At 71.1% G+C, this 22422-nt stretch carries 18 protein-coding genes; 12 read left to right on the plus strand and 6 right to left on the minus strand.

What is annotated here, in order from left to right:
• The first annotated feature begins 194 nt into the window (after positions 1–194).
• The 4 genes from ACTZWW_RS19920 (at position 195) to ACTZWW_RS19935 (ending at position 3619) form a co-directional block, all read left to right on the plus strand.
• Complete coding sequence (locus ACTZWW_RS19920; RefSeq protein ID WP_444782714.1) at positions 195–1127, plus strand: carbohydrate ABC transporter permease; 933 nt, start codon at positions 195–197, stop codon at positions 1125–1127.
• Positions 1128–1135: 8 nt separating this feature from the next.
• Positions 1136–1954, plus strand: a complete 819-nt coding sequence (locus ACTZWW_RS19925; RefSeq protein ID WP_444782715.1) for a carbohydrate ABC transporter permease — start codon at positions 1136–1138, stop codon at positions 1952–1954.
• Between the two features lie 135 nt (positions 1955–2089).
• Entirely contained in the window at positions 2090–3193 is a 1104-nt protein-coding gene (locus tag ACTZWW_RS19930; protein WP_444782716.1) for an ABC transporter ATP-binding protein, read from the plus strand.
• Between the two features lie 87 nt (positions 3194–3280).
• Positions 3281–3619: a cupin domain-containing protein gene (locus ACTZWW_RS19935; protein WP_444782717.1), complete on the plus strand. Its 339-nt coding sequence runs from the start codon at positions 3281–3283 to the stop codon at positions 3617–3619.
• 10 nt (positions 3620–3629) lie between these two features.
• Here the strand turns inward: ACTZWW_RS19935 and ACTZWW_RS19940 are convergent, their stop codons facing one another.
• From ACTZWW_RS19940 to ACTZWW_RS19955, 4 genes are all read right to left on the minus strand, one after another.
• The gene (locus tag ACTZWW_RS19940) at positions 3630–4364 is read right to left on the minus strand and encodes a B3/B4 domain-containing protein (protein WP_444782718.1); all 735 of its coding nucleotides are present in this window, start codon (positions 4362–4364) and stop codon (positions 3630–3632) included.
• A 103-nt stretch (positions 4365–4467) separates the two neighbouring features.
• Positions 4468–5070 carry a LysE/ArgO family amino acid transporter gene (locus ACTZWW_RS19945; RefSeq protein WP_444782719.1) on the minus strand — a complete coding sequence of 201 codons (603 nt, stop codon included), beginning with the start codon at positions 5068–5070 and terminating at the stop codon, positions 4468–4470.
• A gap of 100 nt (positions 5071–5170) precedes the next feature.
• Positions 5171–6445: an MFS transporter gene (locus ACTZWW_RS19950; protein WP_444782720.1), complete on the minus strand. Its 1275-nt coding sequence runs from the start codon at positions 6443–6445 to the stop codon at positions 5171–5173.
• A complete protein-coding gene (locus tag ACTZWW_RS19955) occupies positions 6442–7494 on the minus strand; it encodes an L-histidine N(alpha)-methyltransferase (RefSeq protein ID WP_444782721.1) in 1053 nt (350 codons plus the stop codon). The genes ACTZWW_RS19950 and ACTZWW_RS19955 overlap by 4 nt, the downstream gene beginning before the upstream one ends.
• 210 nt (positions 7495–7704) lie before the next feature.
• On the opposite strand from ACTZWW_RS19955, the gene ACTZWW_RS19960 reads away from it, so the two are divergent.
• From ACTZWW_RS19960 to ppx, 4 genes are all read left to right on the plus strand, one after another.
• Entirely contained in the window at positions 7705–8808 is a 1104-nt protein-coding gene (locus ACTZWW_RS19960; protein ID WP_444782722.1) for an AI-2E family transporter, read from the plus strand.
• Positions 8801–9532, plus strand: a complete 732-nt coding sequence (locus ACTZWW_RS19965; RefSeq protein ID WP_444782723.1) for an HdaA/DnaA family protein — start codon at positions 8801–8803, stop codon at positions 9530–9532. The genes ACTZWW_RS19960 and ACTZWW_RS19965 overlap by 8 nt, the downstream gene beginning before the upstream one ends.
• A 69-nt stretch (positions 9533–9601) precedes the next feature.
• The gene (locus tag ACTZWW_RS19970) at positions 9602–11869 is read left to right on the plus strand and encodes an RNA degradosome polyphosphate kinase (protein ID WP_444782724.1); all 2268 of its coding nucleotides are present in this window, start codon (positions 9602–9604) and stop codon (positions 11867–11869) included.
• Between the two features lie 47 nt (positions 11870–11916).
• Positions 11917–13464 (plus strand): exopolyphosphatase, encoded by a 1548-nt coding sequence (gene ppx, locus ACTZWW_RS19975; RefSeq protein WP_444782725.1) that lies wholly within the window; start codon positions 11917–11919, stop codon positions 13462–13464.
• Positions 13465–13548: 84 nt separating this feature from the next.
• Here the strand turns inward: ppx and ACTZWW_RS19980 are convergent, their stop codons facing one another.
• On the minus strand, positions 13549–17508 hold the full coding sequence (locus ACTZWW_RS19980; protein ID WP_444782726.1) for a sensor domain-containing protein: 3960 nt from the start codon (positions 17506–17508) through the stop codon (positions 13549–13551).
• A gap of 268 nt (positions 17509–17776) precedes the next feature.
• Between ACTZWW_RS19980 and ACTZWW_RS19985 the strand changes: the two genes are divergently transcribed.
• The 3 genes from ACTZWW_RS19985 (at position 17777) to ACTZWW_RS19995 (ending at position 21733) form a co-directional block, all read left to right on the plus strand.
• On the plus strand, positions 17777–19156 hold the full coding sequence (locus tag ACTZWW_RS19985; protein WP_444782727.1) for a pilus assembly protein TadG-related protein: 1380 nt from the start codon (positions 17777–17779) through the stop codon (positions 19154–19156).
• A 112-nt stretch (positions 19157–19268) separates the two neighbouring features.
• On the plus strand, positions 19269–20579 hold the full coding sequence (locus tag ACTZWW_RS19990) for an HWE histidine kinase domain-containing protein (protein WP_444782728.1): 1311 nt from the start codon (positions 19269–19271) through the stop codon (positions 20577–20579).
• A gap of 113 nt (positions 20580–20692) precedes the next feature.
• Positions 20693–21733 carry a cysteine synthase A gene (locus ACTZWW_RS19995; RefSeq protein WP_444782729.1) on the plus strand — a complete coding sequence of 347 codons (1041 nt, stop codon included), beginning with the start codon at positions 20693–20695 and terminating at the stop codon, positions 21731–21733.
• Positions 21734–21749: 16 nt separating this feature from the next.
• On the opposite strand, the gene ACTZWW_RS20000 is transcribed toward ACTZWW_RS19995, so the two are convergent.
• Positions 21750–22016, minus strand: a complete 267-nt coding sequence (locus ACTZWW_RS20000; protein WP_444782730.1) for a hypothetical protein — start codon at positions 22014–22016, stop codon at positions 21750–21752.
• 3 nt (positions 22017–22019) lie between these two features.
• Between ACTZWW_RS20000 and ACTZWW_RS20005 the strand changes: the two genes are divergently transcribed.
• On the plus strand, positions 22020–22422 hold a 403-nt coding region (locus tag ACTZWW_RS20005; RefSeq protein WP_444782731.1), incomplete at its 3' end, for a hypothetical protein.

Below are 22422 nucleotides of genomic sequence, written 5' to 3' on the forward strand. Positions count from 1 at the left end.
CCCCGCCCCCGCCGAAGCCCGGGGGGGGGGGGTCCCCCCCCCCCGCCCCCCCCGGGGCCCCCATCCCGCGCGCGCCGCCCGGCCCCCCCCCCCCGGGGGGGGGCGCCCGCCCCCCGCACCTGTGATCTCGCGTCCTCGCGCCGGGCTCGGCACGCCGCCGCCGCGCGACGGGGAGACACGGAAAGGCCGTCACCATGGCGATGCCCGCCAAATCCTCGGAGCTGACCCGCGCCCGCGTGCGCTCGGCCTGGCTCTTCCTCACGCCGATGCTGATCGTGCTCGCGCTCGTCGCCGGCTGGCCGCTGATCCGAACGATCTTCTTCAGCTTCACGGACGCGCGGCTGTCGTCCCTCTCGGACTACGAGTTCATCGGCTTCGCCAACTTCCTCGAGTATTATGAGGGCGAGTGGTACGGCGTCATCGCCGATCCGGACTGGTGGCGCGCGGTCTACAACACGATCTGGTTCACGGTGGTCTCGGTCGGCCTCGAGCTCGTGCTCGGCATGATCGTGGCGCTCACCCTGAACGCCTCCTTCCCCGGCCGGGGCATGCTGCGCGCGGCGATCCTGATCCCGTGGGCGATACCCACCATCGTCTCGGCGCAGATGTGGGGCTGGATGCTGCACGACCAGTTCGGCGTGCTCAACGAGATCCTGATGACGTTCTGGATCATCTCCGAGCCCGTCGCCTGGACCGCCTCGCCCGACACCGCGCTGTGGGCCGTCGTCATGGTCGACGTCTGGAAGACGACGCCGTTCATGGCGCTCCTCATCCTCGCCGCCCTGCAGATGCTCCCGTCGGACTGCTACGAGGCGGCCCGCGTCGACGGCATCAACCCCGTCAAGGTCTTCTTCAAGGTGACGCTGCCGCTCATCCGCCCGGCGCTGATGGTGGCGATCATCTTCCGTGCGCTCGACGCGCTGCGCATCTTCGACCTGATCTACGTGCTCACCTCGAACTCGCGCGACACGGCATCGATGTCCGTCTACGCGCGCCAGCAGCTCGTCGACTTCCAGCAGGTGGGCTACGGCTCCGCCGCCTCGACGCTCCTGTTCCTCATCATCGCGCTCCTCGTGATCGTCACGCTGATGGTCGGGCGCGTGCGTCTCGGGGAGGATCCGCGATGAGACACTCCATGCTCGCGAGAGCCGGTTTCTGGCTCCTCATCGTGGCGATCGTGATCTTCGCGATCTTCCCGTTCTACTACGCGGTGATCTCGAGCCTGCGCTCGGGGCAGGCGCTGTTCTCCGCGGCCGTATGGCCGGATTCGGTGAGCATCTCGAACTATGTCTCGGTATTCACCGGCCAGCCCTTCGGGCGCAACATCCTCAATTCCGTGGTCGTCGCGGTGTCGGTGGTGGCGCTCTCGCTGTTCCTGGGCGTCACCGCGGCCTACGCGCTCGGGCGGGTCAGCTTCCGCGGGCGGGGGCTCCTGCTCTTCACCATCCTGTCGGTGTCGATGTTCCCGCAGGTGGCGGTGCTGTCCGGCATGTTCGAGCTCGTGCGCGCCTTCGGCATCTACAACAGCCTGTGGAGCCTCATCCTCTCCAACATGATCCTGACGCTGCCCTTCACCGTGTGGGTGCTGACCACCTTCATGCGCGAGCTGCCCAAGGAGCTCGAGGAGGCGGCCTTCGTCGACGGCGCCTCGCCCTGGACGGTGGTGCGCCGGATCTTCCTGCCCTTGATGTGGCCGGCGATGGTGACGACGGGGCTCCTCGCCTTCATCGTCGCCTGGAACGAGTTCCTGTTCGCGCTCACCTTCACGCTCTCGACCGAGCAGCGCACGGTCCCGGTCGCGATCGCGCTCTTGACCGGCGCCACGCAGTTCGAGCTGCCGTGGGGCAACATCATGGCGGCGTCCGTCACGGTGACGGTGCCCGTCGTCGTGCTCGTGCTGATCTTCCAGCGGCGCATCGTGTCGGGCCTCACCGCGGGCGCGGTGAAGGGCTGAGCCGGCCCGCGACCCGCGCGCGGGGCCGGTCCCCGCGCGCCGCTTCACCCCCGCTTTCGCGCAGCACTCGCGTGAGCGTAGCGTAGAGAACCGAGACGGGCGTGCCCGAGCGCCCGCGAAAGAGGAGACGAGGCGATGGCGGAGGTCGTTCTCAAGAAGGTCACCAAGCGCTTCGGCAACGTCGAGATCATCCACGCCGTGGACCTCGACATCCGCGACGGCGAGTTCGTCGTCTTCGTCGGCCCGTCCGGCTGCGGGAAGTCGACGCTGCTTCGCCTCGTCGCCGGGCTCGAGGACATCAGCGACGGCGATCTCGAGATCGGCGGGCGGCGGGTGAACGCGCTCTCGCCCAAGGAGCGCGGGATCTCGATGGTGTTCCAGTCCTACGCGCTCTACCCGCATATGACGGTCTACGAGAACATGGCCTTCGGCCTCGAGCTCGCGAAGTCGTCGAAGCAGGAGATCAAGGACGCGGTGCTCAAGGCCGCCGACATCCTGGAGCTGACGCCGCTGCTCGACCGGCTGCCGAAGAACCTCTCCGGCGGCCAGCGCCAGCGCGTCGCCATCGGCCGCGCCATCGTGCGCGAGCCGAAGGTCTTCCTGTTCGACGAGCCGCTGTCGAACCTCGACGCTGCGCTGCGCGTCCAGATGCGCATCGAGATCGCCAAGCTCCACAAGGACATGGGCGTGACGATGATCTACGTGACGCACGACCAGGTCGAGGCGATGACGCTCGCCGACAAGATCGTCGTGCTCAACGCCGGCAACGTCGAGCAGGTCGGCCACCCGCTCGAGCTCTACCACAACCCCCAGAACCTCTTCGTCGCTGGCTTCATCGGCTCGCCGCGGATGAACTTCATCGAGACGACCGTGGACAGCGCCACGGGAGGCACGATCACCATGGGCCTGCCCGGCGGCGGGCGCGCGGTGGCGAAGGTCGACGGCTCGCGTGTCCAGCCCGGCCAGAAGGTGACGCTCGGGATCCGCCCCGAGCACATCGTGCTCGAGCCCGCGGAATCGCAGGTCTCCGGCAAGATCGACGTGATCGAGCAGCTCGGCGAGGCCTACCTGCTGCACGTGCGCCTCGCGGACGGCTCGCTCGTCACGGCGAAGATCCCGGGCGACGCGCCGCAGAGCGAGGGCGACACGGTGACGCTCGGCTTCGACGGCGCGCTCTGCCACGTCTTCGACGAGCGCGAGAAGGCGCTTCCGCGGATCATCGAGACGGCCGCCGCTTGAGGCAATTCGCTCCGCGGGCGATTTCGGGGTCGAGGAACACCGGTCTCCGGGGACCGTTGGGCACCGAAGCATCAACGGAGTGATCCGATGACCGACACCACCGTCAAGAAGGTCGCGAGCGCGAGCTCGCCGACCGGGGACGACGGCCTCGTCCATCTCGCCAGCGGCAAGCGCATGGCGATGCGCATGTGGCGCGAGGAAGCGCCGCGGCAGGACAAGCCGACCCACAAGCACGCGTACGAGGTGCTGGGCTTCTGCATCGCCGGTCGTGCCGAGCTGGAGCTCGAGGGCCAGACGGTGACGCTCGAGCCCGGCGACAGCTGGCTCGTGCCGGCCGACGCCGAGCACACCTATCGCATCCTCGAGGCCTTCACCTGCGTGGAGACCACGGCGCCGCCGTATCACGTCCACGGCCGCTCCGGCTGAGCCCGGCGCCTCAGGCCGCCGGGGGCGCCGCCACCGTCGCTCGCGGCGCGGCGGCGTCCGCCGTCGCGATCGGCCCCACGCGTGCGCCGGCCGACGCGAGGAGCCGGTGCAGAGCCTCCATGGCGCGAGCGAGGCGCCCGCGCTGGTCGTCGTCCACCGCCTCGCCGACGAGGAACGCCGTGCGGGTGCCGGCCGACAGCGCGGTCACCGCGCTGTCGCGATGATTGAAGCCGTAGCAGAGCACCTCCGAGCCGCTCGCGTAGACGACCGGCTCGCCTGTGAGCGGGAACTTGCCGGCGTCGCCGCCTACGGGAGAGAACGCGTCGCCCGCCCGCGCCCGGCGCAGGACGATCGCCGGCGCCGGTAGCCTGTCGGCATCGTACGCGCCGAGTGGCGCGAGCATGCGGATCGAGACCGCGTTGTAGGCGTCGACGAGCGGCGTCCCGGTGCTTGGAACGGTGCCCGACAGCGCACGCCGCGCGAGCGCCTCGACGCTCGCGCGGAACTTGGATGGCTGCATGCCCGCCGCGGCGTAGGCCGCCCGCCAGCTCGCGAACGGCGGCTCGCGGGCGATCGCGCCGACGTCGATGTCTGCGGCGCGCAGCGCCGCGCAGGCGGCTTCGAGCTCCGCCGACGAGGTGCCCGCATCCAGCGCGTCGACCCCGTGCGCCTGGAACGCCGCGACGGCGACCCGCGGGACGATCCCGCTCACCACCGGCGCGATCTCGATGGTGATGTCGGTCATGTCCGATGCGTCTCCGCGGGGTTCGATCGGGTTCGAGCCGTCCGCCTCGAGCACGCGGTGCGCCCGATCCTATCCGGTCTCCGGTACCGGCGCCACGGCGTCGTCAGGCGAAGACGACGAGCTTCAGGGCGAGGAACAGCATGAGGACGCCGATCCCCAGCTCGAGGCGGCGCCAGGCGCTCGGCTTGGCGAAGATCGGGCGCAGGAGCCGCGCGCCGTGGCCGAGCGTGAGGAAGAAGGTGAAGGACGCGGTGATCGCGCCCGCCGCGAAGGCGAAGCGGTCGGCGTACTGCGTCGAGACCGAGCCGATCAGCACCAGGGTGTCGAGGTAGACGTGGGGGTTCAGCCAGGTGAGGGCGAGGCACACCGTGAGGGTACGCCCGAGGCTGTCCTGCCCGGCTCCCTCGGCGGGCACGAGCGCCTCGTCGCTGCCGAAGGCGCGCATCAGGCTGCGCACCCCGTACCAGGCGAGGAACGCGGCGCCCGCGATGGTGAGCACCGGCGCGAACCACGGGGCCGCTTCGGCGAGCGCCCCGAAGCCGGCGACGCCCGCCGCGATCAGGACGGCGTCGGACGCACCGCAGGTGAGCGTGACAGCCCAGACGTGCTGCCTGCGCAACCCCTGTCTCAGCACGAAGGCATTCTGCGCGCCGATCGCGAGGATGAGGCCGAGGCCGACCAAGAAGCCTGGTAGAAACGCCGACATCACTAATCCCAAGTCGCTGTGCGGTACTGCTGCGGTCTCTGGGATGTGTAAACCCCCGACTGCCGCGCTCGGCGACCTCTGCAAGCGAACGCGGGCTACGTCAATCCAGAGGCGGCAGCGGCTCGCCCGCCGCGTTGCGCGCCATGGCGCGCACGTCGCGCGTCGGGCGCAGCAGCGCCACGGCGAGGCCGAGCGCGGCCGCGGCGTAGAAGGCGGCCGGCAGGCCGACCTCGTCCGCGACGGCGCCCGCGAGCGCCGGGCCGACGAGCTGGCCCGCCGAGATCAGGAAGAAAGTCGCCCCGAAGCCCGCCGACGGCCGGTCGTTGAAGACGTTGACGCTCCAGATCCCGTAGAGCCCCGTCACCAGGATGAAGGCCGCCCCGTAGAGCGCCCCGCCGGCGAGCACGATCGGGGCGCTGCCCGGTGCGGCGGCGAGGCCGGCGGTGACGAGCGCGATGACCGCAGTCCCGCCCGCGAGCACGGCGGTCAGGCCGAAGCGGCGCACGAGGTCGCCCGCGAGGCCGCCGGCGACGCCCGCGATCCCGATCAGGATCCAGAACGCGCGCCCGGCGTCCGGCGCCAGCCCGCCCTGCGCCACCACGAGCTCGACCGCGAAGGTCCAGAACACGGAGGTCACGAGGCCGAAGGCGAGGGCGCCGGCGAAGAGGGGACGCGCGTCCCGGCGCATCAGGAAGGCGCGCGTCAGCCGCGGAGGCGGCGCCGCGTCGGCGGCCGCCGCCCGCTTCCCGCGTGCGCGCCCGGGCAGGAGGAGCGCGTTCCAGATCGTCGCGGCGAGCGCCAGCGCGGCGAAAACGAGCCAGGCCGTGCGCCACTGCGCCCCCGCCAGCATCGCCACGGGACCCGAGAGCATGACGCCGAAGCTCGTGCCCGAGTTGATCCAGGCGTAGGTGCGGTTCTGCCGGCGCTCGGCGACGAGGCGCATCACCGCGTCCGACATCGGCGGATAGGCGAGCCCCGGGCTCGCGCCCGCGAGCACGACGCCCGCCGCCAGCACCCAGACGTTCGGCGAGAGGCCGATCAGCGCCATCCCTCCCGCCGCCGCGAGCCCGCCGAGCACGACCGGCAGGCGGGGCCCGCGCGTCGCCGAGACGGTCGAGCCGAACAGCGTGGCGAGGAGGTAGGCGGCGTAGGAGCCGCTGGCGATCAGCCCGAGCGCGAAGGCGTCGAGCGCGAAGGCCGCGCCGATCTGCGGCACGAACAGGCCGTAGGTGTAGCGCGCGAGGCCGTAGGTCGCGCCGACGATGGCGATGCCGGCGGGAACGAGCGCGAGGGGCGACAGCGACCCGTCGCCCCGCTTCGCGTCTCTCCTGGCGTCTCCCTCGGCGTCTCTCCGCCGCCCGTTCGTCCCGCTCACAGCCGGCGTGACAGCTGGATCGCGATCGTACGGTCGCCGGTGAGGCCTTGCCAGAGCACCTCGAAGTGCCCGCCCTCCTCGCGGATGCGGCGGAACTGCCGGTCGGAGAGCTTGATGCACACGTTCGTCAGGACCCAGGCAGGCCGCGGCACGTCGCTCTCGCCCGCGTCGCGATCGACGGCGTGAGCGCACACCGCCGCCAGCACGGGGGGCGACTCGGCGAGATCCACAGGCACGACGAAATGCGCGTAGTCCGCGAGCGCGGCCTGCGTCACCGAGCGCGCCGTCAGCTCCGAGAAGCGCCGCATCTCGGGGAGCGCGTAGAAGGCGCCGATGCCGCCGAGCGCGCCGTCCGCGACGACCTGCATCTCCGAGAGGACGAGGTCGCCCGGCCGGGTGAGCCGCATCAGCCGCGCGCGCGTGTTCGACGGTGTGTCGTTGCCCTCCTGGAAGCCGAGATGGGTGATCACCATCGGCGCCTCGTCGAGCGCGAGGTCGGCGGCGCCGATCGTGTCGTAGTCGACCGTCAGCGGCCGCACCAGCGCGTCCGGCAGGATGCGCGAGACGCTGGCGCGCATCGTCTCGGCGGATTCCGGGTTGATGTCGACGGCGGTGTAGCTCGCCGGAGCGACGCCGAGCTGCGCGAGCCGCTCGAGCATGTGGCAGGTCTTCGTCGGCTCGGGCCCGAGCTCGACCCAATGATAGCGCTGACCGCCGGCCGCGTGCGCGACCTCGAGCGCCGCCATCGAGAGGAGGTCGCGCAGGCCGACGGGATCGTGCGCGGCCGCGCCGATCGTCGGGTCGCCGATCGCCGCCTCGTTGAGCCGGCGCATCAGGCCGAAGATCTCGGCGAGCCGCGAGCGCTCGGCGCGGTCGCCGGATTGCGGCGCGTACTTGCGGCTGTTCGCCCGGGTGACGATGCGGTCCTCGTCGACGCCGAGGTACCAGGCGAGCGAGCGGCAGGCGCGCTGCTCGAGGTCGTCGGCGGCGGACGGGGCGGGTGGGGGAGGGGCGTGGCGGGTCTGGGCGTGCGAGGTCGTCGAGTCCATGGCCGGTCGTCGCTCCGCTTCGAGATTGCTGTGGATCTTGTAAGTAACCAAAAGATGTGTTGCAAGGGCTTTCTCCACCTTGACGTTAGGTCATATGCGCGTCGCGCGCGTGTCCCGCGGCGCGCCGTCTTGCCTCCCGAGGCGCCTCGGCGTAGCCCTGTGCGGGCGTCGCCGGCCGCAACCGCCGGCGCGCGGCTCGGGGCGTGATCGATGACCATCCAGAAGCAGGCCGGGTTCTGGCTCGCCGCGTTCGTCGCCACGGCGTTCTTCCTGTGGCTGTTCTCCGACATCCTGCTGCCGTTCGTGGCGGCGCTGGCGCTCGCGTACCTGCTCGATCCGGTGGCGGATCGGCTGGAGCGGCTCGGGCTGGGGCGGCTCGCGGCGACGCTGCTCATCCTCCTCGCCTTCGTGCTCGTGCTCGTGCTCGTGCTCGTGCTGATCCTGCCGCTCGTCGCGCGCGAGACGACGGCGTTCCTCGAATCCCTCCCGGGCTACGTGGCGCGGCTGCAGAGCCTGCTCGTCGAGCGCGGCGCGCCGCTGCTGGACTATCTCGGCGTGGAGATCTCGGGCGAGGAGCTCCAGCGCAACATCGGCGACATCGTCTCCCGCGGCGCCGGCTATCTCGGAACGGTGCTCGGCACGCTGCTGGCGAGCGGGCAGACGGTGATCTCGGTCTTCTCGCTGCTCGTGCTCACCCCGATCATCGCCTTCTACCTCCTCGTCGACTGGGACCGGATGGTGGCGACGGTCGACGGCTGGCTGCCCCTGCGCAACCGCGCCACCATCCGCAGGCTCGCGGGCGAGATCGACTCCGTGCTCTCGCGCTTCGTGCGCGGGCAGGCGACCCTTTGCCTGATCCTCGGTGGCTTCTACGCGCTGGCGCTGATGGCGATCGGCCTGAACTTCGGCGCGCTGATCGGGCTCGTGGCCGGGCTGCTCTCGGTCATCCCCTACGTCGGCTCGATCACCGGGCTCCTCCTGTCGGTGGGCGTGGCCATCGTCCAGTTCTGGCCGGACTGGATCTGGATCGTCGCGACGCTCTCGATCTTCCTGTTCGGCCAGTTCGTGGAGGGCAACTTCCTCTCGCCGAAGCTGCTCGGCGGGGCGGTGGGCATCCACCCGGTCTGGCTGATGTTCGCCCTGTTCGCCTTCGGGTCGCTGTTCGGCTTCGTCGGCCTGCTGCTCGCCGTGCCGCTCGCGGCGATGGTGGGCGTGCTCACGCGCTTCGCGCTCGGCCGCTATCTCGAGAGCCCGTTCTACGATCCGGCGATCGGGCGCGGGCCGCAGCGCCCGGCGGAGGACCGGGATGGCTGAGCCGGGCGGGCGCATGCGCCAGCTCCCCCTCGACCTCGCCGGAACGCCGAGCCATGCGGAGGAGGACTTCCTCGTCGGCCCCTCGAACGAGGCGGCCTACGCGGCGATCGAGGCCTGGCCGCGCTGGAGCGACCCCGTGCTGAGGCTCGAAGGGCCGCCCGGCTCCGGCAAGACGCATCTCGGCGCGATCTGGGCCGCCCGCGCCGGCCCGGTACGCATTGCCGCGCGCCTCGTGCGCGAGGAGGACGTGCCGCAGCTCGCCGCCGCCGGCGCAATCCTCGTCGAGGACGCCGACGCCGGCCCGCTCGACGAGCCGGCGCTGTTCCATCTCCTCAACCGCGTGCGCGAGCGTGGCGGCTCCGTGCTGATCACCGCGGCGAGCCCGCCGGAAGCCTGGGGCATCACGACCCGCGATCTCCTCTCGCGGCTGCGGCTCGCGCCGGTGGCGCGGCTCGCCGCCCCCGACGACGGCCTGTTCAAGGCCGTGCTCGTGAAGCTCTTCCTCGACCGCCAGCTCGTCGTCGACACGCGCGTCGTGGACTATCTCGCGGTCCGCCTCGAGCGCTCGCTCGCCGCGGCGGGCGAGGCGGTGGCCGCGCTCGACGCCGAGGCGCTCTCGGCCAAGCGGCGCATCACCCGGCCGATGGCGGCCGCGTGGCTGCGCGCCACCGGGCGGGGCGAGGGCGAGGAGGGCGAGGACGAGGACGAGCACGAGGACGGCTGAGGCGGCCCGGGAGCCGTCTGGGGCCTTTCGGCGCGCGCCGCGTGCCTCTATCATCGCCCCGTCACATCGATGTCGTCCAAGTGCGGGCTCCGATGCGACGACAGGGAGAGGAACTTGCGCGCCAACATCACTCGCGAGGAAGCGCAGGCGATCGCCGAGGTGGAGAACCCGCCGGCAGTGCAGAAGGGCGAGGCGCCGGAAGGGGCGGAGCTGCGCGGCACGCCCCACCGCTTCGTCAACCGCGAGCTCTCGTGGCTGCAGTTCAACCGCCGCGTCCTCGAGGAGGCGCAGAACCCGAATCATCCGCTGCTCGAGCGGCTGCGCTTCCTGTCGATCTCGGCCAACAATCTCGACGAGTTCTTCATGGTGCGCGTCGCGGGCCTCAAGGGCCAGGTGCGCTCCAACGTCTCCGCGGTGAGCCAGGACGGGCTCACGCCCTCCGAGCAGCTGGCGCGGATATCGCAGGCGGTCTCGACGCTCGCGAGCGACCAGCAGGCCCGCTGGCAGGCGCTCGCCCCGGAGCTGCTGGAGGAGGGCATCGCCATCGTGGGGGAGGGGGACCTCGACGAGCCGGAGCGCGCCTGGCTCGAGGATCACTTCCTCCACCACGTCTTCCCCATCCTGACGCCGCTCGCCATCGACCCGGCGCATCCCTTCCCGTTCATCCCCAATCTCGGGCTGTCGATCGCGCTGAAGCTGCGCCGTCGCAGCGACGGGCGGCTGCTCAACGCCCTGATCCGCCTGCCGCTCAAGATCGAGCGATTCATCAGGCTGCCGGACGGCGGGGCGGGCCTGCGCTTCGTGGCGCTGGAGCAGGCGATCGAGATGCACGCCTCGCGGCTCTTCCCGGGCTACGAGCGCATCGGCCAGGGCTGCTTCCGCGTGATCCGCGACAGCGATCTCGAGATCGAGGAGGAGGCGGAGGATCTCGTGCGGGTCTTCGAGACGGCGCTCAAGCAGCGCCGGCGCGGCAGTGTGATCCGCCTCGAGATCGAGGCCTCCATGTCCGACGACCTCGCCCAGTTCGTCTCCGACGAGCTCGATGTCGCCCCCGACGAGGTCTTCCAGGTCGACGGCATGCTCGCCTTGAACGAGCTCTCGCAGATCGTCGGGCTCGAGCGGCCGGAGCTCAAGTTCAAGCCCTACACGCCGCGCTTCCCCGAGCGCATCCGCGAGAAGGGCGGGGACGCCTTCGCCGCGATCCGCGAGAAGGACATCATCGTCCACCATCCCTACGAGAGCTTCGATGCCGTGGTCGGCTTCCTGGAGCAGGCGGCGCGGGATCCGAACGTGGTGGCGATCAAGCAGACGCTGTACCGCACGTCCTCGCAATCGCCGATCGTCGCGGCCCTCGCCGAGGCGGCGGAGGCGGGCAAGTCCGTGACCGCGCTGGTCGAGCTCAAGGCGCGCTTCGACGAGGAGGCGAACATCCGCTGGGCGCGCGACCTCGAGCGTGCCTCGGCGCAGGTCGTGTTCGGCTTCATCGAGCTGAAGACGCACGCCAAGCTGTCGATGGTGGTGCGGCGCGAGGGGGGCAACCTCGTCACCTATTGCCACGTCGGCACGGGCAACTACCACCCGATCACGGCGCGCATCTATACCGACCTGTCGTTCTTCACCGCCGACCCCGTCATCGCCCGCGACGTCTCGCGCATCTTCAACTACATCACCGGCTACGCCGAGCCCGCCGAGCTCGAGCGCATGGCGGTCTCTCCGGTGACGGCCAAGAAGCGGCTCCTCCAGCACATCGAGGAGGAGATCTCCCACGCGAAGGCCGGGCGGCCCGCCGCGATCTGGCTCAAGTGCAACGCCCTCGTCGACGCGCAGGTCATCGACGCGCTCTACGACGCCTCCGCCGCCGGCGTGCAGGTCGATTGCGTGGTGCGCGGCATCTGCTGCCTCAGGCCCGGCATCCCCGGGCTGTCCGAGACCATCCGCGTCAAGTCGATCGTCGGGCGCTTCCTCGAGCACTCGCGCATCTACGCCTTCGGCAACGGCCATGGGCTGCCGCACGCGAAGGCGCACGTCTACATCTCGTCGGCGGACCTGATGCAGCGCAACCTCGACAGGCGCGTCGAGGCGCTCCTGCCGATCACGAACCCCACCGTGCACCAGCAGGTGCTCGATCAGATCATGCTTGCGAATCTGCTCGACAACCAGCAGAGCTGGCGGGTCCTGCGGGACGGGTCGAGCGAGCGGATCGTCCCGGAGCCGGACGAGGAACCTTTCAACGCGCACAAGTTCTTCATGACCAACCCCAGCCTTTCGGGTCGGGGGAAATCTCTGAAGACGTCGAGCCCGCGGGAGCTGTCGCGGCGCAGGCGCTCGAAGGGCTAGCGCGCACGGCCGCGGTCGTGCGACGGGGGTGGACAGGGGCGAGATCGTTGGACACGACGAGCGACAGGCACATCCCGCGCGACCTCGCGCCCGGCCGCCTCAAGGTCGGGCGGCCGATCGCGATCATCGACATCGGCTCGAACTCGGTTCGTCTCGTGGTCTACGAGGGCCTCACCCGCGCGCCGATGCCGATCTACAATGAGAAGGTGCTGTGCGGGCTCGGCCGTCACGTCGTCTCGACGGGCCGGCTGGAGGACGAGGCCGTCGCGCGCGCGCTGAAGGCGCTCGCGCGCTTCAAGCTCCTGTGCCAGACGATCCGGGTTGGCGAGATCCTGGTCCTCGCGACCGCTGCGGCGCGCGACGCGCAGAACGGGCCGGACTTCCTCCAGCGCGCGGAGGAGATCGTCGGGCGGCCGATCGAGCTGCTCTCGGGAGCCCGTGAGGCCGAGCTGTCGTCGCTCGGCGTGATCTCGGGCTTCCACGAGGCGGACGGCGTCGTCGGTGACCTGGGCGGCGGCTCGCTGGAGCTCGTCGACGTGGCCGGGCTCTCGGCTGGTCAGGGCGTGACGCTGCCGCTCGGAGGCCTGACGCTGCAGGACCTGTCGGACGACAGCCCCAAGAAGGCGCGACGCCTCGTGCGCGAGGCGCTGCCCCGCGCGCCCCAGCTCGCCCGGCTCAAGGGACGCACGTTCTACGCCGTCGGCGGCACCTGGCGGAACCTCGCGCGCCTGCACATGGCCGAGCGTGGCTATCCCTTGCGCGTCATGCACGACTATCGCATCGACCCCGCCGACGGCCTCGCCTTCCTCGAGATGGTGGAGCGCACGCCCGCCGCCGCGCTCAAGGAGATCGACGCCGTCTCCGACGCCCGCCGGCCGCTACTCGCCTACGGCGCGATCGTGCTCGAGGAGATCATCAAGCTCGGGCGTCCCGCGAGCATCGCCATCTCGGCGCTGGGCGTGCGCGAGGGCATACTGTTCGAGCGGCTCGACGACGACCTCAAGGCCCGCGACCCGCTGATCACGGCGGCGGCGGACTTCAACGTGCTGCGCGCGCGCTCGCCCGGGCACGGCGTCGAGCTGGTCTCCTGGACCGACACGCTGTTCGAGACGCTGGAGCTCGACGAGACGCCGCAGGAGCGGCGCCTGCGCCACGCAGCCTGCCTGCTGGCGGACATCGGCTGGCGGGCGCACCCCGACTATCGTGGCGAGCAGAGCCTCAACATCATCGCCAACGGTGCCTTCGTCGGCATCGACCATGCCGGCCGCGCCTACCTCGCGCTGTCGAACTACTTCCGCCACGAGGGCCTGTCGCTGGAGAAGGCGAGCGCGCAGCTCAAGGGCCTGGCCACGCCACGGTTGATCACGCTCGCGCGCATCCTCGGCGGCGCCTTCCGCGTGGCCTATCCCGTGTCCGTGGCGATGGAAGGCGTGCTGCCGCGGACGGCGTTGATCGCGCGCGGCGGCGCGAAGGGCCCGCGCATCGTCCTCAACCTGCCCGAGGACATGGGCGACCTCGTCGGCGAGCGGCTGCTGGGCCGCTTGAAGCAGCTCGGACGCGTTCTGGAGCGCGAGCCGAAGATCCAGGTGGGGTGAGGTGCGTCCCGTCGTTCGCGCCGGCTGCGCGTTGCGACGTGTCTCCCCGAGGTCTCGCGCCCAGAGGACTCACGCCCAGAGGACTCACGCCCGCGCCGCCGTCGGCGTCTCCAGCGTACGCGCCTCCAGGTAGCGCGCCACCGCCTCCAGCTCCATCATCGGCTTGCCGATGAACCAGCCCTGCGCGACGTCGCAGCCGTGCAGGCGCAGGAACTCGAGCTGGGCGCGGGTCTCGATGCCCTCCGCCACCACGTCCATGCCCAGCGAGTGCGCCAGGTTGACGATGGTGCGGGCGATGGCGGCGTCCTCCGGGTCGGTGCCGATGTCGCGCACGAAGGACTGGTCGATCTTCAGGCGGTCCACGGGGAACCGCTTGAGGTGGGCGAGGGAGGCGTAGCCGGTGCCGAAATCGTCCAGCGCGATCGTCACGCCGAGTGCGTGGAGCCCGCGCAGGGTCTCGGCGACCTTGTCGCTGGAGCGATCGAGGAGGACGTTCTCGGTCACCTCGACCTCGAGCCGGGCGGGCGGCAGGTTCCAGCGCGCGAGCATGCGGGCGACCTCGGCGACGAAGCCCTCGTCCTTGAGCTGGGCGGCGGCGACGTTCACCGCCACCTGGCCGGGATCGAGCCCGCGATCCATCAGCATGCGCATGGCGCGGAGCGCCTTGTCGAGCACGGCACGGCCCAGCGGCTGGATCAGTCCCGTCTCCTCGGCCACCTGCACGAATTCCGCCGGCGAGACCATCTCGCCGTCCCGCCGCCAGCGCGCCAGCGCCTCGAAGCCGGTATGGACGCCGTCGCGCGTGCGCGCCTGCGGCTGAAGGGCGATCTCGAGCGCCGAGGCGTTGATCGCCTCGCGCAGCGCATGCGCGATCTCCTGGCGTCGCTCGAGCCGGCTGCGCAGCGCGGGGTCGAAGAAGCACCAGGTGCCGCGCCCCTTCGCCTTGGCCTGGTAGAGGGCGATGTCGGCGTTCTTGAACAGGTCCGCGGGCGTCTCTCCGTCCAGCGGGTAGAGCGTCACGCCGATCGAGGCGCTCGGCCGGAAGCGGCGCCCCGCGATGCCGATCTCCTCGCGCAGGCTGTCGTGGATCGCCGCGACCACGCGGTGCGCGTCGACGGCGTCCCGCAGCCCCGGCAGGAGGAGCGCGAACTCGTCGCCGCCGAGCCGGGCGACGACGTCCGTCGCGCGCACCGCACCGGAGAGCCGGCGTGCGACCTCCCGCAGGAGCGTGTCCCCGGCATCATGGCCCAGCGTGTCGTTGATGTCCTTGAAGTGGTCGAGGTCGAGCAGGACCACGGCGCCCATCCCGTCCGCCGCGCGCCGTCCGTCGAGGACGTCGCGCAGGCTCTGGGTGACGACCGCCCGGTTGGCGAGCCCGGTCAGCGCATCCTGCTCCGCGTGCCGCTTGATCGCGGCCTCCGCCTGCTTGAGGCTGGTGATGTCGCTGCGCACCCCCACGGTGTGCCCCGACGCCGAGCGCCGCTCGCTGACCTGCAGCCAGCGGCCGTCGCCGAGGTGCTGGACGACGCGGTCCGTCGGATGCTCGCGGTGCATCTCGATACGGCGGGCGAGCCAGGCTTCGCGCGCCTGCGGCGTGTCGCCCGCATCGACCCATTGCCCGTGCTCGACGCCGTAGCGCAGGATGTCCTCGAAACGTGCGCCGAGCGTGATCGCCGGTGCCGAAGCCGCGTAGAAGTCCTTGTAGGCCTGGTTGAAGAGCACGAGCCGGTCGTCCGCGTCATAGGCTGCGACCGCGTCGGGGATCGTGTCGAGCACGTCGCGCAGCAGGCCCTCCGCGGCGGCCCGCTCCGCCATCGCCGCCGTGGCCGCGGCCTCGGCGCGCTTGCGCTCGGTGATGTCGTAGCGGATCGAGACGTAGCTCTCGATGCGGCCTTCGCCGTCGCGCATCGGCACGATCGTCGTGTCGACCCAGTAGAGGCCCCCCGATTTCGAGCGATTGCAGATCTCGCCGCGCCAGGAGCGGCCGGCGGCGATCGTGCGCCAGAGGTCGCGGAAGAAGCGCGTCTCGTGTGTGCCCGAGTTCACGATGCGATGCGTGCGACCGAGCAGCTCGTCGCGGGAATGGCCGCTGATCGCGCAGAACAGGTCGTTGACGTAGGTGATCCGCCCGCGCCGGTCGGTCACGGCGACGATGGAGTGCTGGTCGAGCGCGGCCTTGTAGGTGCCCAGTTCGGCGAGCGCGCGCATCGTCTCCTCGTGCGCCTGCGTCAGCCGCGCGCGCTGCTCGCGCTCGGGGGTGACGTCGGCGAAGCTCGAAATGACGCTGCGCCCTCGCTCCCCGTGCGCATCCAGCACCCGGGAGTTGACCTTGATCCAAAGGCGCGAGCCGTCGGGACGCTGTACGCCCATCACGACGTCTCGGACGCTGGAGCCCCCGGCGAGCGCGATCACGGCCGGATGCTCCGAGCCCGGGAGGTCGGTGCCGTCCTCTCGGACGGCCCGCCAGCGCGGGTCGAGCGACGTGCGGCCGAGCATCTCGTCGCGCTCGAGGCCCAGCAGGATCTCGGCCTCCTTGTTGCAGTCGATGATCGCCCCGCTCTCGTCCTGGATGACGATGCCGCAGGCGACGTTCTCGATCACGCTCTCCAGCCTGCGGCGGCTCGCGATCGCCTCGGTGATGTCCGCCTGGATCCCGATGAATCCTTCGAGCCGGCCGTCGTCGGCCAGGATCGGCTGGATGTCCGCGTCGACCCAGTAAACCCGCCCCGACTTCGCGCAATTGAGGATCTGCACGCGGACGCCGCGGCGCTCGGTGACGGCCTGGACGATCGCAGCGGACGTGGCGGGGTCCGTGGCCTCGCACTCGAGCAGCGATGCGACACGCTGACCGACCGCCTCTTGCAGCGTGTAGCCCGTGAGCGTCTCGAATGCGGGGTTCACCCATTCGATGGTTCCGTCGGGCCGGCCGAGAATCACGGCGTTCTTGGTGAGCTCGGCGACCAGCGTCAACCTCTTCAGGCGCTCGCGGGCGCTCTCGCGATCGCTCACCTCCCGCGCGGTGCCGCGATAGCCCAGGAAGCGTCCGTCGTGGTCGAAGACCGGGTCGCCGTTCACCTCCGTGTAGCCCGGCCGTCCGTCCGCGCGCGTGCGGTGGTAGACGAGTTCCCGGATCGGGCGGCGGGCGTCGAGATCGGCCTCGTGTGCCCGCCAGAACGGGTCTTCGTCGGGGGTCGTCCCGGCCAGCTCCCAGCGCGTCATGCCGATGATGCGGGGCATGTCGAGGCCCGACTTGCCGCCGTCGTCGCGCACCATCGTGAAGCGATGCTCGGCGTCGGACTCCCAGAGCCAGTCCGAGCTCGTCGCCAGGAAGTCGCGCAGCCGCTGCTCGCTCTCGCGCAACGCGCGCTCGGCCTCCATCCGATCGGTCTGGTCGAGGCAGATACCCACGAGGCCCTGGACGACGCCGTCGACGACGATCGGCGCCATCGTCGTCTCGGAGGCGACGCGCTCGCCGTCCTCGCAGGCCTTCACCATCGAGAAGCGCACCGTCTCGCCCGCCAGCGTCTGGCGGTGCCAGGCCTGCCACTCGTTCGCCATTGCCGGGTCGAGCCCGGTCTCCAGCGGCGAGCGGCCGAGGAGATCACCGAAGGCGTTCCGGTCGAGGCGGTTCTGCAGCTCGTAGCGGCCTTCCCGGTCCATGAGCCAGAACGGATGCGGCAGGCAGTCGAGCGCCGCCGTCAGCCGAATGCGCCATGCCTCGAAGCGCGCGCGCTCGCGGGCCGCCGCGTCGGCGTCGCTCGCGATCGCGGCGATGCACGCGACGATCTCGGCGAGCTGCGCGCGCAGCGCGGGATCGTCCGCGTCGGCGCCGCCGAGGCACAGGCGCACGGCCCCGCCCGGCGCGCTCGATGCGATCTCCAGGGCGTCCGTGCCGGGCGGCGACCCGTCGGCGGCGATCACGCCACCCTCTCCGTCGAGCACGGTCGCCCCTGCCGCGCGCGCCAGCGTCCGCGCCAGGCGCAACAGGCGGCCGATGGCGTCTCGTTGCGCATCGGGCTCGCAGGCGTGTCGATGGTGGGTCACCGCAGCACTCTCGCTCCAGGACGCCGATCCGACGACGTCGCACCGTCATGCTGCCCAAAACCCGTAAACCATTGGTTCTCACGACTAACAAATGTGAGCACAGGCGACGCGTTCGCGAGAAGGGTCGGTTAACCATACGCGTACCGGAGTTTGCCATTAGATGTTGCTTGCATGAGCAAAGCGGGACGCTCGTGGATTGTTTTCAGATTTTATTCAGCCCCGTTCCGCAGGGTCGCGCAATCCAGAACTTCCGGAGCGGATCATTCACATGCTCAGATTCTTTCGCTCGGACGGCCTCGTGCGCGGCTGCGACCGCTTCATCGGCGATCGGGACGGCGTGGTGGCGGTGGCCCTCAGCCTCGCTCTCGTGCCGCTCATCGGGATCGCGGGCATCGCGGTCGACTATTCTCAGCTCGGGGCGGACCGCACGGCGCTCCAGCGCGCGGCCGACGCGGCGGCGCTCGCCACGGCGAGCGCGGAGCGGGACGGTGGGGCCGACCTCGACGCGCTGGCCGAGGAGGTCGTGCTGGCGAACCTGCGCGCGAACGGCCGCTTCCGTGTCACCGGCGTCGATCATTCCGAGGTGAACGGCATCCACGAGGTCGACGTGAGCGCTGCGCGCGAGGGCGCCTTCTCCGCTTTCCTCGGAGGCGAGCGCGGCGTGGACGTCACCGCCGCAGCCGTGCGCGACATCGCTGGGCGCCCGACCGAGATCGCCGTCGTCTTCGACGTCACGAACTCGATGGCCTTCGGCAACTCCTGGGCCGCGGCCACGGGTACGCTCGGCGATACGCTGGAGCGGCTGCGCGGGATCGAGTCCGACGCGGATCTGTTCGTCTCGCTGGTCCCCACCGGCGATCGCGTCAACCTGTCGAGCGTGATCGACCCCGCGGGCGGTGGGCACGACTGGCTCACGGGCGCGCTCCCCAACCCCGGCTGGAACGGCTGCGTCGAGCCGCGTCCGGTGAGCGTCGAGGGCGTCGACCTCGGCGGCGGCGCACGCACCTTCCCAGAGGCGCTCGACGATGCGCCGCCCTCGGAGGGCGGGTTCCTGGCGACGATCCGCGACAACATGCCCGAGAACCACATCGGCAAGCGATACGACAGCGGCAATCGCGACACGCTTCCGTCTTGCCCGGAAAATGCGCTGCTCGCCCCGACGCGGGACGTGGCGGCCATGGAGACGGCGCTCAAGGCGCTGCGGAACGAAGGCACCGGCCGGTTCGACATCGGCCTCGCCTGGGGCTGGCGGCTGCTCTCGCCGCGCTGGCAGGGCGAGTGGGGCCTGGAGACCTACCCCGCCGCCTACGGCGAGCGTGCGAAGATCGTCCTCTTCTTCACCGACGGCCACACCACGGGCTACGACCGGGAGCTCCTGCCGGAGGCGGGCGCGACCGAGGCGCGATACGGGCACAACAACGGGACGCCGAACGGCTTCAATCATCTCGTCGATCTGTGCACGCGGATGAAGGACGCCGGCATCCGCATCGTCATGCTGCAGATCGAAGGCAACCGCCACTTCACCAAGTACGCGCGGGCCTGCGCCTCCTCCGCGCGGGACTACGTCCTCATCGACGAGTCGACGAGCTTGACGACCGCGCTCGAAGGTATCGGCAGCGGCGAGGGTTCTGCGCGCCTCGTCCGCTGACCCGCGGAGCGCGCGCGGTTGACAAGCGCGGCGGCCGGAGTCGGAATGTCCTCCCGTCCCATGTGCGACAGGTAAACTCCGCACGGGACCGGACGGAGCTCGGCGGACCGTCATGACCGTGCGCGCACAGGATCTGCTGGACGCGGCCGACGAGCCGGCGGCGCTCGTGGAGGCGGACGGCTCGATCAGCGTTGCCAACGCCGCGTGGTGGCGGGCGCCCTGCCTCGCCGACCCCCGCGCCGCGGGCCTCGTCGCGCGCCTCAAGGCCGCTCTCGACGCGGGCGCGCCGACCGCGAGCGAGGCCTATTCGGCGGGAGCGGGCGACGCGCGCCGCGATTTCCGGCTCGAGGCCCGACCGATCGCGAACGCTCGGGCCTGCCTCGTGAGGCGCCTCGAGACGACTCCGCAGTCGCCGGCGGCGGGGCGCGGGTCCGACGCGCTCGACGAGAACGCCGTCGGCCTCGCCCTCGCTCTCGAGGCGGGGGCGCTCGGCTCCTTCGAAATCGCGGTCTCCTCGTGGAGGCTCGCCGCCGACCGGCGGGCACGCGAGGCCCTAGACCTTCCGGCGGACGGCGCAGTCGCCTGGGCCGACGTGCAGGCGCGGCTCGTGCCGGACGACGCACGCCATCTCGCCGACGCGCTGCGGGAGGCCTCCGCGGGCGGCACGCTCGATGCCGAGGTGCGGGTGCGCGGGCACGCAGGCGGGGGCGCGGAGCGTGTCGTCGCGCTGCGCGGCAGGCTGGTGCGGCGCGGCGGGGACGCGCATGTCGTGGGCGTCGTCGGCGACATCACCGAGCGTCGGCGGGCCGAGGCCGACCGGCAGCGCGAGGAGCGCGATCGCATCGCGATCGGAGAGATGCGCCACCGCATCAAGAACCTGTTCGCCATGGTGGGCACGATTCTCAACCTCTCGATCCGCAGCCACCCCGGCGCCGCGCCCTACAAGCGCGCCGTCGAGGCCCGGCTCGCGTCGCTGGAGGCCGCACAGACGCGCCTCGCGGAAGCGGGCTGGCGAGCGTCCGACGTCGACGACATCGTCGCCCGCGAGCTCGAGCCCTTCCGGGAGCGGATTCGGCCGAACGTGATCACAGGCTGCGGCCTCGCCTTCGAGGGCCGCGCGGCCGAGGTCCTCGCGATGATCGTCCACGAGCTCGCGACCAACGCCGCCAAGCATGGTGCCCTGAGCGACGAGAACGGCTTCGTGCGCGTCGCCTGCCGGCACGAGGAAGAGACCGTCGTCCTCGAGTGGACAGAGGAGGGCGGGCCGCCGGTGACCCCGCCGACGCACAGCGGTTTCGGCACCACCGTGACGCAGCGCATGCCCGAGCGTTTCCTCGGTGCGCGGGTCACGGCGAGCTGGGCGCCGGAGGGGCTGTCCTACAAGCTCGAGCTGCCAGCCGAGCGGGTGCTCGCCACGGCGTGAGACGCGCGCAATTCGCCCCCGTTCCCGGGATTTGAAATGTATCTCGTCTCGTCTCGTGGAATGCGCTATCACCGTTGCCGCGCACCCGCGCGCTCCATGGGGACGAGGACGGAATGATCGCGACCGGCATCATCGACGCCATCGGCAACACGCCGCTCATCCGGCTCGAGGGGCCGTCGAAGGCGACCGGCTGCGAGATCCTGGGCAAGGCCGAGTTCATGAACCCGGGCCAGTCGGTCAAGGATCGCGCGGCGCTCGCCATCATCCGCGACGCGGAGGAGAAGGGGCTGCTGCGCCCCGGCGGCGTGATCGTGGAGGGCACCGCCGGCAATACCGGGATCGGCCTCGCGCTCGTCGGCAACGCGCTCGGCTACCGCACCGTGATCGTCATCCCCGAGACGCAGAGCCGCGAGAAGAAGGACATGCTGCGCCTCGTCGGCGCCGAGCTCGTCGAGGTGCCCGCCGTTCCCTACAAGAATCCCAACAACTACGTGAAGGTGTCCGGGCGTCTCGCGGAGCGGCTCGCGCGCGAGGAGCCGAACGGGGCGATCTGGGCGAACCAGTTCGACAACGTCGCCAACCGCATGGGCCACTACCGCACGACGGGACCAGAGATCTGGGAGCAGACCGGCGGCGAGATCGACGCCTTCGTCTGCGCGGTCGGCAGCGGCGGAACGCTCGCGGGCGTCGGGATGGCGCTCAAGGAGCGCGACCGCACGGTGACGATCGGGCTGGCCGATCCGATGGGGGCGGCGCTCTACGCGTACTACACGACCGGCGAGCTCGCCTCGTCGGGCTCGTCCATCACCGAGGGCATCGGCCAGGGACGCATCACCGCCAACCTGGAGGGCGCGCCGGTGGACGTCGCCTTCCAGATCCCGGACGAGGAGGCGATCCCGATCGTGTTCGACCTGATCGAGCGCGAAGGCCTCGTCCTCGGCGGCTCGTCGGGCATCAACATCGCCGGCGCGATGCGGATGGCGAAGCACCTCGGGCCCGGCCACACGATCGTGACGATCCTGTGCGACTACGGCACGCGCTACCAGTCGAAGCTGTTCGACCCCGCGTTCCTGCGCGGCAAGGGCCTGCCGGTCCCCGCCTGGCTCGAGCGCGAGAGCACGATCGACCCGGGCCTGGTGCCGATCGACGGCTGAGCCCCGCCGCGATCGCTCACTGGTCGTAGAGCGTGTCCGCCTGGGTGCCCGCTTCGGAGGCGTCGTCCATCAGCAGGCTGCCCGTGCTGCCGTAGAACTCCCGGCAGACGCATTCCTGCTGCCCGTCGGACGCCTGCGAGAGGCGACAATCCTGGTAGAGGCCCGTCTCGGTGTAGGGCCGGCAGAGGTCCTGCCCACCCTGGGCGAAAGCGGGGGCCGCGGAGGCTGCGAGAAGCAGCGCGGCGATCGGGGCGGCACGCATCGTCGTGGCTGTGGTCGTCATCACGTGATCTCCGTCATTGCCGTGGAGGTCTCGGGAAAGACGTCGCGCCCCCCCGGGGTTCCCGGGGGCGCGCAGGTCGGTGATCTTCGCAGATCGGTTCCCGATTCAGTTGCCGACGCCGACGTGCATGCCGCCGACGCCCACGTTCACGCCGGACGGGCCGGAGCCGCCCACGTTCACCTCCACCCCGACCCCATTGGGGCCGACGTTGACATCGACGCCCAGGCCACCGAAGCCGCCACCCCCGAAGCCGCCGCCACCATGGCCACCACCGCCGTGGCCGCCACCACCGCCGTGGCCGCCACCACCGCCATGACCGCCGCCACCGCCATGGCCGCCTCCGCCGCCGTGACCGCCGCCACCGCCATGACCGCCGCCACCGTTGCCGCCGCCGCCCCCGTTGCCG

The sequence above is a fragment of the Salinarimonas sp. NSM genome (genome assembly GCF_052380005.1).
In the GTDB taxonomy this organism is placed as follows: Bacteria; Pseudomonadota; Alphaproteobacteria; order Rhizobiales; family Beijerinckiaceae; genus Salinarimonas.

What these genes read in the sequence shown, in the direction of transcription:
- ACTZWW_RS19920 (WP_444782714.1), top strand. Translation starts at nt 195, where the DNA reads ATGGCGATGCCCGCCAAATCCTCGGAGCTGACCCGCGCCCGCGTGCGC.
- ACTZWW_RS19925 (WP_444782715.1), top strand. Translation starts at nt 1,136, where the DNA reads ATGCTCGCGAGAGCCGGTTTCTGGCTCCTCATCGTGGCGATCGTGATC.
- ACTZWW_RS19930 (WP_444782716.1), top strand. Translation starts at nt 2,090, where the DNA reads ATGGCGGAGGTCGTTCTCAAGAAGGTCACCAAGCGCTTCGGCAACGTC.
- ACTZWW_RS19935 (WP_444782717.1), top strand. Translation starts at nt 3,281, where the DNA reads ATGACCGACACCACCGTCAAGAAGGTCGCGAGCGCGAGCTCGCCGACC.
- ACTZWW_RS19940 (WP_444782718.1), bottom strand. Translation starts at nt 4,364, where the DNA reads ATGACCGACATCACCATCGAGATCGCGCCGGTGGTGAGCGGGATCGTC.
- ACTZWW_RS19945 (WP_444782719.1), bottom strand. Translation starts at nt 5,070, where the DNA reads ATGTCGGCGTTTCTACCAGGCTTCTTGGTCGGCCTCGGCCTCATCCTC.
- ACTZWW_RS19955 (WP_444782721.1), bottom strand. Translation starts at nt 7,494, where the DNA reads ATGGACTCGACGACCTCGCACGCCCAGACCCGCCACGCCCCTCCCCCA.
- ACTZWW_RS19960 (WP_444782722.1), top strand. Translation starts at nt 7,705, where the DNA reads ATGACCATCCAGAAGCAGGCCGGGTTCTGGCTCGCCGCGTTCGTCGCC.
- ACTZWW_RS19965 (WP_444782723.1), top strand. Translation starts at nt 8,801, where the DNA reads ATGGCTGAGCCGGGCGGGCGCATGCGCCAGCTCCCCCTCGACCTCGCC.
- ACTZWW_RS19970 (WP_444782724.1), top strand. Translation starts at nt 9,602, where the DNA reads ATGTCGTCCAAGTGCGGGCTCCGATGCGACGACAGGGAGAGGAACTTG.
- ACTZWW_RS19985 (WP_444782727.1), top strand. Translation starts at nt 17,777, where the DNA reads ATGCTCAGATTCTTTCGCTCGGACGGCCTCGTGCGCGGCTGCGACCGC.
- ACTZWW_RS19990 (WP_444782728.1), top strand. Translation starts at nt 19,269, where the DNA reads ATGACCGTGCGCGCACAGGATCTGCTGGACGCGGCCGACGAGCCGGCG.
- ACTZWW_RS19995 (WP_444782729.1), top strand. Translation starts at nt 20,693, where the DNA reads ATGATCGCGACCGGCATCATCGACGCCATCGGCAACACGCCGCTCATC.
- ACTZWW_RS20000 (WP_444782730.1), bottom strand. Translation starts at nt 22,016, where the DNA reads ATGACGACCACAGCCACGACGATGCGTGCCGCCCCGATCGCCGCGCTG.